Genomic DNA, 14,231 nt, shown 5'->3' with positions numbered 1-14,231 from the left:
CAACCGTCAGCTCGCCGGCAGCGCCATCCTCACATCGGCTTCCTCGATCATCTTCAGCATTTTGTCCGAGACCGACGCGGTCTGACCCAGCCGATTGGCCTGCATGGCCAGCACCCGTTCGAACAGGTTGCGCACATCGCGTCCGTTGGCGAAGTTGACGGCCACGGCGCGTCGCCGCGCCAATTCCCCACGGACCATTTCGCGGGCTGGGTCGGACAGGATGTAGTCGGCGCTCTTGGCCTGCCGTTCAAAGATCTCAAGGGTCTCGTCGGCGGTGTAGTCCGGAAAGTCGATGGTGCGCGCGAACCGCGAGCGCAGGCCGGGGTTGGAGTCCAGGAACGCCTGCATCTGGTCGCCGTATCCGGCCGCGATCACCACCAGATCGTCTCGGTGGTCCTCCATCAGCTTCAGAAGCGTTTCAATCGCTTCGGAGCCGAAGTCCTGGCCGCCCTTCGACATCAGGGCGTAGGCCTCGTCGATGAAGAGGACGCCTCCCAGCGCCTGCTCGACGACCGCCGCCACCCTCGGCGCGGTCTGCCCGACGTAGCCGGCGACCAGTTGGCTGCGGTCCACCTCGACCAATTGCCCTTGCGAGATCAGGCCGAGCTTGCCGTAGATCTGCGAAACGATCCGGGCGACCGTGGTCTTGCCGGTCCCGGGGTTGCCGGAGAACACCAAGTGCAAACTCAGCTCCGACACCGGGAGATTCCGCTCGCGTCGCATCTGCGAGACCTTGGCGATGTTCACCAGGGTGTCGATCTCCCGCTTGACCGAATGCAGCCCGACCAGGGCGTGAAGCTTTGCGATGCACGCCTCGACCGTTTCATCCGTCGCGGCCGTTGGGCGGGGCGCCCGCCGATCAGGCGCCTTGGCGTCCCCGCAGCAGTCGCCCGGGGGCGGCGCGATCGAGGCGGCGGTCATTTCCGCCAGCGCCATTTTCACCAGAGGCGCCTTCTCGTGCAGAAGGTTGGTGAGCCAGGCAATCTGCGCCAGCTCGGGCTCCGTCGCCTTGTCGTCGGCCAGGACCAAGGCTTCGGTGAAGCGGTTGAAGAAGCGTACGACGCTGTCCGTGGCGGGGGTGTAGGGCAATCCGCCGATCGCTCGCTCGCCGACGGCGGCTGCGAGCATCAGGACGTAGAGGCTGTGGCCCGCGTCCGCCCGAAACTTGGCTTCGTCCTCGATGCAGCCGGCCCATAGACGTTGGTAGTAGTCAGCCGTGTTGGCGACGCCGAAGGCGCGATTGATCAGATCGACTTCCAGGGGCGTCAGCCGGCCCAAGGGGTTGCAGACATGGACGCAGGCCGCCGCCGCGGCCAGGAACACGGTATCGGGAACGCTGTCGCCGAAATCCGCCTTGGCTTCCGCGAGCCTCCCCAGCCCGAGGTCGAAATTGAGCCGCAGGTCTCTCCAGAGGTCGCCGGCCTCTTCGGCCAGGACGGCGGCTTCCCCGCTCAGGATTGGTGGATCTGCGGGCCAACCCAATTCAGGCGGCGCCGGGGGTTCAAGAGGCGCGGACGAACTGAACGTGGGAGGAGAGGCCATGCCGGAGGCGAGGGCCTTCGTGGGCCCGGTTCGGGCCGCTTGGCGCTTCCACCAGAAGACGAGGGCGATTCCAAGAAACCAGCCGAAAATCGTCCATCCCAGCAGGAGGTCGACCAGGCCAACGATGATGAGGTGGCGTGGGCGCAGCCGCGCGAACGCGCCAAAGAGGACGGGGACGAAATACAGCAGGATGTAGATCAGCGCGAACCAACCCGACACGGGCTGGGTCACGGTCGTTGCTGCTTGCATGTAGGCCCCCTTACAACTCAGCTTTGAACTGGCCCCAACAGATCATCTGAGCGCCGCAGCGCCTAGGCGCTACTTGGGGTGCGCCGCATGGGAATCAGCGATGCTGGATAACGGGGGTCGGGCGACTCCTTGCTTGGTTTTTCGCGCTGCATTTGAGACTCGGGGAGCTGAACGCCATGCGGATCGCCATCGCCTCGGACCATTCCGCGATCGAGCTCAAGGCCGAGCTGGCCGTTTGGCTGACGGGCGAAGGCCACGAGGTCGCGGACCTGGGCCCCGAGAGCGGCGCGCGCGTCGACTATCCCGATTATGGCTACAAGCTCGCCGAGCATATCGCGAGCGGCCGGTCCGAGCGCGGCATCGCGCTTTGCGGCTCGGGCATCGGCATCTCCATCGCGGTCAATCGCAATCCGGCCTGTCGCTGCGCGCTGGTCAACGAGCCCGTCTCCGCGACGCTCGGCCGCGAGCATAACGACGCCAATGTCATCGCCCTCGGCGCCCGCCTGGTCAGGCTCGACGTGGCCAAGGCCTGCGTAACAGCCTTCCTAGCGACCGGGTTTGCCGGTGGCCGCCATGGTCCGCGCGTCGAGAAGCTCGGCGCGGCGCCGGTTCCCGCGACGCCATGCTGATTGCGAGAGCTTTCACCAAGCGGCGCGTGGTCTCCCCGGGGTGATCCGTACTGGCCCCCACCTGGCGGCGGAGCCTCTCAATCCGGCCGCAGCGACTTCCAGCCCACCGCGTGCACCCGGCCCCGGCCGAGGGCCGCCGCCAGGGGCGGGGTCCCGAACAGCGGCGCGAAGGCCGCGTCCAGGATGTTCAGGCCCCCGGTGAACGCCCCGAAGGCCGGCAGCACCAGCCGCGACCCGTCGGTGACGAAGCAGCGCCGCCGCACGCTGGCCCGGCCGCTGGTCACCCGGGCGGCCGGATGCAGGTGGCCGGCCACCTCGCCGGGCTGGGCGCCGGGCAGGGGCTCGTGCCGGAAGGTCAGGCCGGCGATCGCCGCCTCGTCGACCACCGCGCCGGGCAGGGCGCGGGGGCCGTCCGCGTCGTGGTTGCCCACCGCCCAGACCAGGTCGCGGCCCCGGGCCAGGGCGGCGATCCGGGCCCGGTCGTCGGCCGGCAGGCGGTCCTCGCCGGCCCCGTCGTGGAAGCTGTCGCCCAGGAAGATCAGGGTGGCGGGGTTCAGCGCCGCCAGCTCGCGCTCCAGCCGGTCCAGGGTCTCGCGGGTGTCGTAGGGCGGCAACATCTGGCCAAAGCGCGCGGCGTAGCTGCTGCCCTTCTCGAAGTGCAGGTCGGCGACCACCATCGCACGCTCGCCTTCCAGCCACAGGGCCCCGGAATGGCGCAGCGTCGCGCGGGTTCCGAAGACTTCGATCTTCAGCCCGCCGCAGTCGCTGATCTTGAAGCTCAGGCTACTCACCCAACGCACTCTCTCACGACATCGCCTCGGCGATCAGGTCTTCCTCGGCCTCGGCCAGGATCATCTCGCCGGCCGCATCCCCTGGCGCCCGCTCGCGGCCGATCTCCAGCATGATCGGCACGGCGAAGGGCGAGACCCGGTCCAGCGCCGCATGGCGGATCCTGCCCTGGATCCGCGCCAGCATGTCACCCAGCCGCGCCACGTCCAGCGAACCGGTCGCCGCATCGGCCCGGGCGCAGCGCAGCAGCAGGTGGTCGGGCTGGTGGCGGCGCAGCACGTCATAGATCAGGTCGGTCGAGAAGGTCACCTGGCGGCCGGACTTCTCTTCGCCCGGATGGCGGCGCTCGATCAGGCCGCTGATCAGGGCGCAGGCCTTGAAGGCCCGCTTCATCAGGAAGCTCTCGTTCAGCCAGGCCTCGAGGTCGTCGCCCAGCATGTCCTGGGCGAACAGGGCGTCGAGGTCGAGGTCCGCCATCGACTTCAGCGACCAGATGTTGACCGCGTAGTCGTTGGCCACGAAGCCCAGGGGCCCGACGCCCATGCGGTCCAGCCGCCGGGTCAGCAGCATGGCCAGGGTGGTGTGGGCCAGGCGGCCCTCGAAACTGTAGAACACCAGGTGGTGGCGCTTGCCGTGCGGGAAGGTCTCCAGCAGCATCTCATCCTCGCCCGGCATGATCGAGCGCAGCTTCTGGTAGCCCAGCCATTCCTGGACGTCGGCGGGCAGGGCGGCCCATTCGGTCTCGTCGTGCATCATCGCCCGCACGCGGCTGGCCAGATAGGTCGAGAGCGGGAACTTCGCCCCGCCCCAGCTGGGCATCATCGGGTCCTTGTCCGGGGCGAGGCTGACGAAGGCGTCCGTGCCGACCAAGCTGTTGAACCGCCAGACCTGGCCGGCGAAGATGAAGGTGTCGCCGGGCTTCATCGCTTCGAAGAAGCCTTCTTCCGCCTCGCCGACCTTCCTCCCGCCCATCGGCCGCTTGCCGCCGCCGACCCGCACATTGACCATGGCCGCGGTGACGATCGTGCCGACGTTCATCCGGTGGCGCAGCACGGTCTGGGCGTTGCGGGCCCGCCACAGGCCGCCCTGGCCGGGCACGATGCGGCGGAACTTGTCGTAGCTCTTCAGGGCGTAACCGCCGGTCGAGACGAAATCGACGACCGTCTCGAAGTCCTCCCAGGCCAGGTCGGCATAGGGGCCGGCGGCGCGGATCTCGTCATACAGGTCGGTCAGGGCGAAGGGTTCGGAGCAGGCGAGGCCCATGAGGTGCTGGGCCAGGACGTCCAGCGCGCCGGTCCGGGCCGGTTCGCCGTCCAGGTGGCCGCCCAGGATGGCGTCGGCGGCGGCGCGGCACTCCAGCATCTCGAAGCGGCTGGCCGGGACCAGGATGGCGCGCGACGGCTCGTCCAGCCGGTGGTTGGCGCGACCGATGCGCTGGACCATCCGCGAGGCGCCCTTGGGGGCGGCCAGCTGGATCACCAGGTCGACGTCGCCCCAGTCGATGCCCATGTCGAGGGTGGAGGTGCAGACCACGGCCCGGATCTCGCCGCGGGCCATGGCCGCCTCGACCTTGCGCCGCTGCTCGGCCGCCAGGCTGCCGTGGTGCAGGGCGATGGCCAGGCCGTCGTCGTTGAGCTTCCAGAGCTCCTGGAACGCGAACTCCGCTTGGAAACGCGTGTTGACGAAGACCAGGGCGGTCTTCGACGCCTTGATGATCTCGTACACCTCGGCCATGGCGTGCTCGGCCGTGTGGCCGGCCCACGGCACCTTGCCGCCGCTGACCAGCACCTCGACGATCGGCTGAGCGCCGCCGGAACCGAGGACGAGATCGACCTCGTGCGAGCCCCTCCCCCTCGTGGGGAGGGGTTGGGGGTGGGGGGCGGCCGGCAGAGCGTCCGACGCGGTGCGCGCGGGCCCCCCACCCCCTGCCCCCTCCCCACGAGGGGGAGGGGGTTCGTTCACGCCCAGCCACCGCTGCACCAGGTCCGGATCGTCCACCGTCGCCGACAGCCCCACCCGCCGCATCTTCGGCGAAAACCGCTGCAGCCGCGCCAGGCCCAAGGCCAGCAGGTCGCCGCGCTTGTTGGGCCACATGGCGTGGGCCTCGTCGACGATCACGCAGGACAGGTCGGCGAAATACTCCCGCGCGCCCTCCCAGGCGCAGAACAGCGCCAGCTGTTCGGGGGTGGTCAGCAGGATGTCGGGCGGCCGCAGGCGCTGGCGGGCCTTGCGGGCCTCGCCGGTGTCGCCGGTGCGGCTCTCGGCGACGACCTTCAGCCCCATCTCGCGGATCGGCGTGGCCAGGTTGCGCTCGATATCGACGGCCAGGGCCTTGAGCGGCGAGACGTAGAGGGTGTGCACGCCGGCCGGTGTGTTGCGCGGCGCCCGTTCGGACAGTTCGATCAGGCTGGGCAGGAAGCCCGCCAGGGTCTTGCCGCCGCCGGTCGGGGCGATCAGCAGGGCGTCGCGCCCCTGCCGGCCCTTCTCGACCATGGCCAGCTGGTGCGCCCGCGGCGCCCAGCCGCGCGCGGCGAACCACTCTGAAAACCGGGGAGGAAGGGCGTCGGCCGCGAGCATTCCGTCGCCTATAGCATGTTCCCGTTCCGTTTCCATGCGATCCGCGCTAGTTAAACACCCGTGACCGCACAGATTCCCACCCTCGAACTCGCCCCCGCCCTGGTGGTGCTGCCCGGCCCGCGCGCCGGCTTCGCCGATGGCGGCACGGGCGGCGAGGGGCGGCCGCTGCGCACGCCCGACGCCCGCGACCTGCTGGAGCACGGGCCGGTGCTGGTGGCCCACGCCGGCATGACCGCCAAGCGGCTGAACCTGCACGCCCCCGCGCGTAGCCGGGGCGTGTTCGACGTGCTGGAGCTCTATGTCTTCACCCGGCCGGCCACCTTCTGCGCGCCGTCGGCCGTGGGCCTGGCCACCGCCCTGGGTCTGCCCGAGCCGAAGGGCGCGCCGGCCCAGGCCCAGACCCTGCGCGACGCCGCCGACGCCCTGCTGCGCGAGCTGGCCCTGACGCCCCGGCCGTCGCGCGAGGAGGCCCTGGCGGTGGCCGAGACCATGGCTCGGGCCGGCTGGTCGTGGGGGCCCGCCGTGATCGGCGCCCTGCGCTCGGCCCCGGTCGGCAACCAGTTCCGCAGCTCCGGCCTCGACGTCTGGGCCCGCGCCACGGAGTGGGAGGACCAGGCCCCGCCCGGCGAGCCCGGCTCCCGGCCGGTCGACCCCGAACGGGCCAGCGAGCGGCTGAAGGAACTGTTGCAGCGCTCGGGCCTGGACGAGGTGCGCGAGGCCCAGGACACCTTCGCCCGCGAGGCCGCCTTCGCCTTCGCCCCCCGCGAGCGCGAGGGCGAACCGCACATGATGCTGGCCGAAGCCGGCACCGGGGTCGGCAAGACCCTGGGCTATCTGGCGCCGGCCTCGGTCTGGGCCGAGATGAACGGCCCGTCGGTGTGGATCAGCACCTATACCCGCGCCCTGCAGCGCCAGATCGAGCGCGAGAGCCATTCGATCTATCCCGACCCGCTGGTCCGGGCCCGCAAGGCCGTGGTCCGCAAAGGCCGCGAGAACTACATCTGCCTGCTGAACTTCCAGGAGCAGGTCAACACCGCCCAGCTGGGCAATGGCGACCTGATCGGCCTGGCGCTGGCGGCCCGCTGGGCCCGCGCCAGCCGCGATGGCGACATGACCGGCGGCGATTTTCCGGCCTGGCTGCCGACCCTGTTCGCCATCCCGCCCTCGGCCCAGGCCGGGCCGGCCAACCTGGTCGACCGGCGCGGCGAGTGCATTCACGCCGGCTGCCAGCACTATCGCGTCTGCTTCATCGAAAAGGCCGTACGGGCCAGCAAGCGGGCCGACATCGTCATCGCCAACCACGCCCTGGTGCTCAGCCAGGCGGCCTTCGACGGGGCCCGGACGGCGCGCGGCCTGAAGGGCGACAACGAGACCACCTCGCTCAAGCGCATCGTCTTCGACGAAGGCCACCACCTGTTCGACGCCGCCGACAGCGCCTTCTCGGCCGCCCTGTCCGGGGCCGAGGCCGCCGAGATGCGCCGCTGGCTGCGCGGACCGGAAGGGCGGGGGCGTCGGGGCAGGGGGCTGGAAACCCGCCTGCTCGACATCATCGGCGATCGCGAGGGCGCCCGCGCTTCGCTGACCGCCGCCCTGCACGCCGCCGCCGTCCTGCCGGGCGAGGGCTGGTCGGGACGGATCGCGCCGCCCGACGGCCAGGTCAATCCGATCGGCCCGATCGAGACCTTCCTGGTCGCGGTGATCGAGCAGCTGCGGGCCCGGGTTACCGACCGCCCCGGCGCGGCCGAGCAGGGGCTGCAATGCGCCGCCCGCCCGGCCATCGAGCTGGTGCGCGAGCGGGCGGGCGAGGCCTCCCGGGCCCTGGCCGGCATCGAGGCCCCGCTGCTGGCCCTGGCCCGCCACCTGGAAGACGTTCTGGACGAAGAGACCGACACCCTGCCGACCTCGGAGCGGGCGCGGATCGAGGGCGCGCTGCGCGGCCTGGACCGCCGGGCCCGCATGACCCTGCCGGCCTGGCGCTCGATCCTGAAGGCCATCGACGAGGACGCCGAGGACGACCCCGACTTCGTCGACTGGTTCGAGGCGACCTTCCTCTACGGCCGCGTCGTCGACGCGGCCTGCCGCCGCCACTGGGTGGACCCGACCGAGCCGCTGCGGGCGGCGGTGCTCAGCCCCGCCCACGGGGTGCTGGTGACCAGCGCCACGCTTACCGATCCGGCCCTGGAGGACCCCTTCGCCCTGGCCGAGATGCGCACCGGCGCCGCGCGCCTGCCGCAGAGCCCCAAGGTGCTGAAGCTGGTCTCGCCGTTCGACTACGCCAACAACGCCAAGGCCTTCGTGGTCACCGACGTCGGCAAGGACGATCCGCGCCAGGTCTCGGCGGCGATGCGCGAGCTGTTCCTGGCGGCGGGCGGCGGGGGTCTGGGGCTGTTCACCGCCATCCGCCGGCTGAAGGCCGTGCACGAACGGATCGCCGCCCCCTTGGCCGACAAGGGCCTGGCCCTCTACGCCCAGCACGTCGACCCGCTGGAGGCCGGGGCCCTGGTCGATATCTTCCGGGCCGAGCAGGACGCCTGCCTGCTGGGCACCGACGCCATCCGCGACGGCATCGACGTGCCGGGCCGATCCTTGCGCCTGCTGGTCTTCGACCGCGTGCCCTGGCCGCGTCCCGACGTGCTGCACAAGGCTCGCCGGGCGCGGTTCGGCGGCAAGGGCTATGACGACTCGACGGCCCGGGCCCGTATCAGCCAGGCCTTCGGCCGGCTGATCCGCCGGGCCGACGACAAGGGCGTGTTCGTGATGCTGGACGCGGCCGCGCCCACCCGGCTGTTCTCCAGCCTGCCCGAGGGCGTGACCATCGAGCGGGTGGGCCTGGTCGAGGCCATCGAGGCCACCGCCGCATTTCTGTCAGAAGGCTGAGCTTTAACAGCCGCTTGAGAAGTGTCCGGGGGACCGGCGTCGAGGAAGCGTACAGTGGCGTTGCGTGAGGTTGGAGCCGTGGTCGCGGCGGTTGTGGTGTTGGCCGGCGCGTCGACGGTCCGGGCCGGGGAGTTCGTGCGGCCCGATTGCCGGGCGGTGGTCAGGCCGACCGACACCCTGCGCTTCGACACCGACGAACATCTGCGCTGGTACAAGCGGTTCTGGACCGGGACCTGCGACCACCTGTCGTTCTGCTTCGCCGGCTCGCCCAACTGGAACGACGTCGTCGGCAAGCTGCTGGCCAAGGGCGGCGCGGCCGAACAGCCCCTGCTCCTGCCCAAGGCCTGCCGCCTGGGCCAGCTGATCGGCCTGGAATGGGCCAAGGAGAAGGACGTCCAGAAGATCAGCACCAAGGACCTCAAGCGCTTCAACGCCATGCTCGAGGCGGCCGGCGACCCGCTGAAGGGCGTCGAGGCGGTCGAGGCCAAGGCCCGGGCGATGGCCGCCCAGCCGACGCGTTAGGCGCGCTCGGCGCCTGTCATCGCCCCAACAGAGTCCCGTACTCGACGCAATGCCGTCGAATTCCTGCAACGCAACGGGTCTACACCCTCGCCCCGGGGGCAAGCGCCAGGAGCATTGCCATGACCAGAGCCGAAACCGCCGCAGACTTGGCCGTCGACGAGGCCGCCGACCCCGGCCATGCCCGCTCGGCCCGCGCCCTGGTTCAGGCGGTGCGCTGGCGCAGCGGCCTGTCGCAGGACGAATTCGCCCGCGCCTTCTGCATCCCTCTCGACCAACTGGCCATGCTGGAACTGGGCCAGGCCCGGCCCGACACGGCGCTGACCGCCTATCTGCGGGTGGTCGACCACGCGCCCGACGTGGTGCGCGAGGCGCTGGAGCGGGCGGGGCTGTAGGGCGGTCCTACCCCCGCACCAGCTCCCGCATCGCCTTGTCCAGCCCCTCGATGGTCAGCGGGAACATCCGGTCGTTCATCAGCTGCTTCATCACCCCGATCGACTGGGTGTAGTCCCAGTGGCGCTCGGGGGTGGGGTTGAGCCAGACGGCGCTCTGGTAGATGTCGGTGACCCGGGTCATCCACATGGCCCCGGCCTCCTCGTTCCAGTGCTCGACGCTGCCGCCCGGATAGGTGATCTCGTAGGGGCTCATCGTCGCGTCGCCCACGAAGATCACCTTGTAGTCGTGGGGGAACTTGTGGAGCACCTCCCAGGTCGGGGTCTTCTCGGCCTGGCGGCGGCGGTTGTCCTTCCACACGGCCTCGTACAGGCAGTTGTGGAAGTAGAAGAATTCCAGGTGCTTGAACTCGGTCTTGGCGGCGCTGAACAGCTCCTCGCAGAGCTTGATGTGGCCGTCCATCGAGCCGCCGATGTCGAAGAACAGCAGCACCTTGATGGTGTTGCGGCGCTCGGGGCGCATCTGGATGTCCAGATAGCCCTTCTCGGCCGTGCCGCGGATGGTGCCGTTGAGGTCCAGCTCCTCCAGCGCCCCCTGGCGGGCGAACTTGCGCAGGCGGCGCAGGGCGACCTTGATGTTGCGGGTGCCCAGTTCGACGCTGTCGTCGAGGTTCTTGTACTCGCGCTTGTCCCAGACCTTGACCGCCTTGCCGTGGCGGCTCTTGTCCTGGCCGATGCGCACGCCTTCGGGATTGTAGCCGTTGGCCCCGAACGGGCTGGTGCCGCCGGTGCCGATCCACTTGGAGCCGCCCTCGTGGCGCTCCTTCTGCTCGCGAAGGCGCTCCTGCAGGGTCTCCATCAGCTTCTCGAAGCCGCCCAGGGCCTCGATCTGCGCCTTCTCCTCGTCGGTGAGGAACTTCTCGGTCAGCAGCCTCAGCCACTCGGCCGGAATCTCGGCGGTGATGCCGTCCTCCACCGTCTCCAGGCCCTTGAAGACGTGGCTGAACACCCGGTCGAACTTGTCGAGGTTCTTCTCGTCCTTCACCAGGCTGGCCCGCGACAGGAAGTAGAAGTCCTCGATCCGGCGATCGATGACGTCCTTGTCGAGGGCCTCCATCAGCAGGAGGTATTCGCGCAGGCTGACCGGCACCTTGGCCTGGCGGAGCTCGGAGAAGAAGCGGAAGAACATCGGGTGGGGATCTCGAACGGTTGTTCGAACCCAGGATGGCCTTCAGGAGGCGGGCTGTCCAGCGGCGGGAGACGACGTGTCCGCTGGCGCCTTATGATATTGAACCGCCTTGAACAGGTACATCAGCCAGCCCATGCCGTCGCCCGAGCTAGCCAGGAATGAGGCGTTGGCGGCTTCGCCGCTGAGCCGCAGCTTGATCTCCCAACCATCGACGACGGCCACCGAGACGCTTTCATAGGTTCCGCCGTCGATGAAGCGTTCGGTGCGACTGGGCGGGATTTTACCCGTGGCCGTCATCATCGCGACGAGGTTCGAGGTCTTGCCGCGATAGGGCTTGGCCTTCGGGTGCTTGATCTTCAGGGCCGCCACCGACTGTTCCAGGGCCTGGTTCAGGGTTTGGCTGGAACGGGTGGCGTAGACGGTGCGACTGTCGGCGAACGTGACGCTGTTGCAGCCGACGTCCGTGCCGTCGGGCTTGAACAGCACGACCTCGCTGTCGGTGCGTCCCGGATTGAAGATGCAGTAGAGACCGGAGCCCTTGTGCTGCAGGATGACCCCGGTCTCGTCCTTGCTGTCGCTCAAATTGTCGAAGAAGGCCGCCGCGCCCGCCTTAGCCAGCAGGGCGTCGCCCTCGGTCTTGGCGGCGGCGCGCTTGGCCGCCAACTGCTCGGCCGTGGGCTCGGTCTGGGCCAGGGCCGGCGTCGCGGCCAGCGCCGCGACACAGGCCAGCATCGTCATCCATTTCATCGGCGTTCCCCGCGATTCTCCCTGGCAAAGCTTTGCCGCTTGCGGTGGAGAAAGGCGAGGCCGGTTTCACCCCCGTCGCAGGATGAATTCCAGGTCCCGCGTCTCGCCGACCGCGAAGCGGTACTCGCCGACCTTGTCGAAGCCCATGCGGCCATAGAGCTTCTGGGCTCCGAAGTTCTCGGACCACACGCCGATCCACAGCGGGCGCGGGCCGTCCTTCTCCAGCCAGTCCAGCGCCGTGTTCAGCAGCAGCGAGCCGCGGCCGCCGCCCTGGTGCGACTTCAGCACATAGACCCGGTGCAGCTCGCCGTGCGCGGGGCTGGCGTCGGGGTGGGGCAGGCCGCAGGGGCCGGCCAGGGCGTAGCCGATGGCCTCGCCGTCCGCGTCCTCCAGCAACCAGATGGCCTTGTCGGGATCGGCCAGGTCGAGCCGGGTCCGCTCCAGGCCGTAGGCGTAGGCCAGGAAGGTTTCCAGGTCCTCGGACGGATAGAGATGGGCGAAGGTCTCGGTGAAGGTGCGGGCGCCGAGGCTCGACACCGTGTCGGCGTCCTCGATCGTGGCTCGCCGGAGCGTGCAGGGGCGGATGGTCGCGGCGGTGCTCAACGGTTAGGATCCTCGCATGGATGTCGCGCTCTATACCCATCTGGATATGCTCGACCATCGGCCCGGCGACAACCACGCCGAGCGGCCCGAGCGCCTGCGGGCGGTGATCGACGCGCTGGAAGACGACGCCGGCCTGGACCTGGAGGCCTTCGAGGCCCCGCTGGTCGACTTCGCCGACCTGGCCCTGGTCCATCCGCAAGGCTTCATCGACACCATCCTGGCCGCCGCGCCGCGAGCCGGGACCCGCGCCCTGGACCCCGACACCGTGCTGTCGGCCGGCAGCCTGACCGCCGCGCGCCGCGCCGCCGGCGCCGTGGCCGACGCGACCCGGGCGGTGGCGACGGGCCGGCAGACGCGGGCCTTCTGCGCCGTGCGGCCGCCGGGCCATCATGCCGAACCGGGCGTGGCCATGGGTTTCTGCGTGTTCTCCAACATCGCCGTGGCGGCGCGGGTCGCCCAGGCCTCGGGCCTGAAGCGGGTGGCGATCGTCGATTTCGACGTCCACCACGGCAACGGCACCCAGGCGGTGTTCGAGCGCGATCCGAGCGTGTTCTTCGCCTCCATCCACCAGTCGCCGCTCTATCCCGGCACTGGCGATCCGTCCGAATCGGGCGTCGGCAACGTCGCCAACGCCACCGTCGCGCCCCATGCGCCCCGCGAGGTCTGGCGCCGGGGCTTCGAGGGGCTGATGGAGCAGGTGGACGGCTTCGCCCCCGAGCTGATCCTGGTCTCGGCCGGCTTCGACGCCCATGTCCGCGATCCCCTGGCCCAGCAGAGCCTGGAGGCCGAGGATTTCGCCTGGGCGACCCGGGCGATCGCCTCGGTGGCGAACCGGCGTTGCGGCGGGCGTATTGTTTCCTCGCTCGAGGGCGGCTACGACCTAGAGGCGCTCGGCCGCTCGGCGGCGGCGCATGTCAGAGCGTTGCAGGAGGGGTGAGAGGTTCGAGGGTTCGCGCGAGGCGCGAAATCGGACTTCCAGAATCAATGGCCGACGAATTGCCCGCCGACCACCTTTCCGCCGACCGATCGCCCGTCGACCGATCGCCAACCGACCGATCGCCCGCTGACCGATCGCCTGGGGGCGCGACCGCCTCTCGGCCCGGCGCCATCACCCTGGCCCGGCACGGCGAACCGGCCCTGTCGCGCAAGGTCCGTTTCAACGCCCCGGCCTATGGCGACTGGTGGGCGCTGTACGAGGAGGGCGGCCTGCTGCCCGGCCAGACGCCGCCGGAATCGCTGAAGGCCGCCGCCCGGCGGGCCGGGACGATCATCGCCTCCACCCGCCGCCGCTCGATCGAGACCGCCCACGCCGTCACCGCCGGCAAGGCCTTCGCCAGCGACCCGCTGTTCATCGAGGCCCCGCTGCCGCCGCCGCCCTGGCCGCGCTGGATCAAGATGTCGCCCCAGAACTGGGGCTTCTTCGCCCGTTTCTGGTGGTGGTTCTTCAACCACCACGCCGGCCAGGAAAGCCGCGCCCAGGCCGAGGTCCGCGCCGACCAGGCGGCCGAGCTGCTGATCGGCCTGTCGGAGGGCGGCCAGGAGGTGCTGGTCGTGGCGCACGGCTTCTTCAACACCATGATCGGCCTGGCCCTGCAGAAGCGCGGCCTGAAGAAGACGCTGGACCAGGGTTTCAAGTACTGGTGCGTGAAGCGCTTCGAACGGGCCTAGGTGTAGTGGCGCTTAGTCTGGCCGCTGCGCGCCGTGCTTGATGTGGAGAATCCGCACCCCTTCGCCTCCGACCTCATAGAGCACCAAGTACGGCCTGATCGCGACCAACTCCCGCACGCCCTGGCCGACCGGCCGGCCCCGATTCGGGTGCTCAGCCAGGCTCTCAACGGCTCCGATCAGACGGGCCGTGAAGCGTTGCGCCGCGAGGGGAGCGAACTGCCCGATATAGGTGCGGATGCCGGCGAGGTCCCGGATGGCTCTGGGGGACCAGATTACACGAGGCGGAGGGACATCGGTCATGCTGGGGCTCGGGAGCTAGAGGCTCCCGGAGCCTGCTGTTACGACATGTTGGAGTGTCAGTCGCCGGCCTTGGGCGGCGGAAGCTCGTTCGGGGCGCCCCAGGACAGAAGCCAAGCCTTTACGGCCTCATGGCTGGCGAACTGACCCGCC

The 14,231-nt window shown here is 69.9% G+C and carries 13 protein-coding genes; 6 read left to right on the top strand and 7 right to left on the bottom strand.

Translation table 11 applies throughout. From position 1 onward, the window contains the following. Positions 1-6 precede the first annotated feature (6 nt). Positions 7-1,773, bottom strand: a complete 1,767-nt coding sequence (locus tag PMI01_RS27635; RefSeq protein ID WP_051989874.1) for an AAA family ATPase — start codon at positions 1,771-1,773, stop codon at positions 7-9. Between the two features lie 194 nt (positions 1,774-1,967). On the opposite strand from PMI01_RS27635, the gene rpiB reads away from it, so the two are divergent. After that, complete coding sequence (gene rpiB, locus PMI01_RS02090; protein ID WP_007662365.1) at positions 1,968-2,420, top strand: ribose 5-phosphate isomerase B; 453 nt, start codon at positions 1,968-1,970, stop codon at positions 2,418-2,420. Positions 2,421-2,497: 77 nt separating this feature from the next. Here the strand turns inward: rpiB and pdeM are convergent, their stop codons facing one another. Both pdeM and PMI01_RS02080 read right to left on the bottom strand, forming a co-directional pair. Then, positions 2,498-3,202, bottom strand: coding sequence for a ligase-associated DNA damage response endonuclease PdeM (gene pdeM, locus PMI01_RS02085; protein ID WP_035034054.1), 705 nt, complete (start codon positions 3,200-3,202; stop codon positions 2,498-2,500). 22 nt (positions 3,203-3,224) lie between these two features. Beyond that, the gene (locus PMI01_RS02080; protein ID WP_007662363.1) at positions 3,225-5,786 is read right to left on the bottom strand and encodes a ligase-associated DNA damage response DEXH box helicase; all 2,562 of its coding nucleotides are present in this window, start codon (positions 5,784-5,786) and stop codon (positions 3,225-3,227) included. Positions 5,787-5,846: 60 nt separating this feature from the next. Here PMI01_RS02080 and PMI01_RS02075 point away from each other — a divergent pair, with 60 nt between their 5' ends. From PMI01_RS02075 to PMI01_RS02065, 3 genes are all read left to right on the top strand, one after another. Next, entirely contained in the window at positions 5,847-8,663 is a 2,817-nt protein-coding gene (locus PMI01_RS02075; RefSeq protein ID WP_007662362.1) for an ATP-dependent DNA helicase, read from the top strand. Positions 8,664-8,741: 78 nt separating this feature from the next. Next, complete coding sequence (locus PMI01_RS02070) at positions 8,742-9,185, top strand: hypothetical protein (protein WP_157223646.1); 444 nt, start codon at positions 8,742-8,744, stop codon at positions 9,183-9,185. A 119-nt stretch (positions 9,186-9,304) separates the two neighbouring features. Next, on the top strand, positions 9,305-9,577 hold the full coding sequence (locus PMI01_RS02065; RefSeq protein ID WP_007662360.1) for a helix-turn-helix domain-containing protein: 273 nt from the start codon (positions 9,305-9,307) through the stop codon (positions 9,575-9,577). Between the two features lie 7 nt (positions 9,578-9,584). Here PMI01_RS02065 and PMI01_RS02060 read toward each other — a convergent pair whose 3' ends face one another. From PMI01_RS02060 to PMI01_RS02050, 3 genes are all read right to left on the bottom strand, one after another. Then, positions 9,585-10,763: a vWA domain-containing protein gene (locus PMI01_RS02060; protein WP_007662350.1), complete on the bottom strand. Its 1,179-nt coding sequence runs from the start codon at positions 10,761-10,763 to the stop codon at positions 9,585-9,587. A 42-nt stretch (positions 10,764-10,805) separates the two neighbouring features. Further along, positions 10,806-11,510, bottom strand: a complete 705-nt coding sequence (locus PMI01_RS02055) for a hypothetical protein (protein ID WP_007662348.1) — start codon at positions 11,508-11,510, stop codon at positions 10,806-10,808. Between the two features lie 66 nt (positions 11,511-11,576). After that, on the bottom strand, positions 11,577-12,113 hold the full coding sequence (locus PMI01_RS02050) for a GNAT family N-acetyltransferase (protein ID WP_007662347.1): 537 nt from the start codon (positions 12,111-12,113) through the stop codon (positions 11,577-11,579). Between the two features lie 16 nt (positions 12,114-12,129). On the opposite strand from PMI01_RS02050, the gene PMI01_RS02045 reads away from it, so the two are divergent. After that, the gene (locus PMI01_RS02045; RefSeq protein WP_007662346.1) at positions 12,130-13,050 is read left to right on the top strand and encodes a histone deacetylase family protein; all 921 of its coding nucleotides are present in this window, start codon (positions 12,130-12,132) and stop codon (positions 13,048-13,050) included. Between the two features lie 47 nt (positions 13,051-13,097). Continuing rightward, positions 13,098-13,781, top strand: a complete 684-nt coding sequence (locus tag PMI01_RS02040; RefSeq protein ID WP_007662345.1) for a histidine phosphatase family protein — start codon at positions 13,098-13,100, stop codon at positions 13,779-13,781. A 12-nt stretch (positions 13,782-13,793) separates the two neighbouring features. Here the strand turns inward: PMI01_RS02040 and PMI01_RS02035 are convergent, their stop codons facing one another. Next, positions 13,794-14,081 (bottom strand): type II toxin-antitoxin system RelE/ParE family toxin, encoded by a 288-nt coding sequence (locus PMI01_RS02035; RefSeq protein WP_007662344.1) that lies wholly within the window; start codon positions 14,079-14,081, stop codon positions 13,794-13,796. Positions 14,082-14,231: the final 150 nt, after the last annotated feature.

The organism is Caulobacter sp. AP07 (assembly GCF_000281955.1).
Classification (GTDB): Bacteria; Pseudomonadota; Alphaproteobacteria; order Caulobacterales; family Caulobacteraceae; genus Caulobacter.
The sequence above is the reverse complement of the archived record's forward strand: the minus strand, read 5'-3'. Positions and strand labels throughout refer to the sequence as shown.

Coding starts and splice junctions, on each gene's coding strand:
- rpiB (WP_007662365.1), top strand. CDS start 1,968: ATGCGGATCGCCATCGCCTCGGACCATTCCGCGATCGAGCTCAAGGCC.
- PMI01_RS02080 (WP_007662363.1), bottom strand. CDS start 5,786: ATGCTCGCGGCCGACGCCCTTCCTCCCCGGTTTTCAGAGTGGTTCGCC.
- PMI01_RS02065 (WP_007662360.1), top strand. CDS start 9,305: ATGACCAGAGCCGAAACCGCCGCAGACTTGGCCGTCGACGAGGCCGCC.
- PMI01_RS02060 (WP_007662350.1), bottom strand. CDS start 10,763: ATGTTCTTCCGCTTCTTCTCCGAGCTCCGCCAGGCCAAGGTGCCGGTC.
- PMI01_RS02055 (WP_007662348.1), bottom strand. CDS start 11,510: ATGAAATGGATGACGATGCTGGCCTGTGTCGCGGCGCTGGCCGCGACG.
- PMI01_RS02045 (WP_007662346.1), top strand. CDS start 12,130: ATGGATGTCGCGCTCTATACCCATCTGGATATGCTCGACCATCGGCCC.
- PMI01_RS02040 (WP_007662345.1), top strand. CDS start 13,098: ATGGCCGACGAATTGCCCGCCGACCACCTTTCCGCCGACCGATCGCCC.
- PMI01_RS02035 (WP_007662344.1), bottom strand. CDS start 14,081: ATGACCGATGTCCCTCCGCCTCGTGTAATCTGGTCCCCCAGAGCCATC.